At 76.2% G+C, this 240-nt stretch carries 1 pseudogene; it reads right to left on the bottom strand.

Annotated elements, in window-relative coordinates:
* Nucleotides 1-240: pseudogene (locus ACSNOK_RS36035) on the bottom strand (NAD(P)/FAD-dependent oxidoreductase); the annotation flags it as partial.

Genomic DNA, 240 nt, shown 5'->3' with positions numbered 1-240 from the left:
TCGAGGGTGCGCAGCACATGGACGCCCGGGTCGCTCTCGGCGCCGGGCAGGGGGATCGGCTCGGCGCCGGTGGCGACGACCAGGCCGTCGTAGGGCACCGGGCCGGCGTCGGTGACCAGGACGCGCGCGGCGGCGCGCTGGGCGGTCACCTGCCGGCCGAGGACCAGCTCGACGTCCAGGCCGGCGAAGTCGACGTCGAAGGCCGAGGTCTCGGCCTTGCCGAGCAGCACGGCCTTGGAC

Source organism: Streptomyces sp. URMC 126 (assembly GCF_051386555.1).
Classification (GTDB): Bacteria; Actinomycetota; Actinomycetes; order Streptomycetales; family Streptomycetaceae; genus Streptomyces.
The sequence above is the reverse complement of the archived record's forward strand: the minus strand, read 5'-3'. Positions and strand labels throughout refer to the sequence as shown.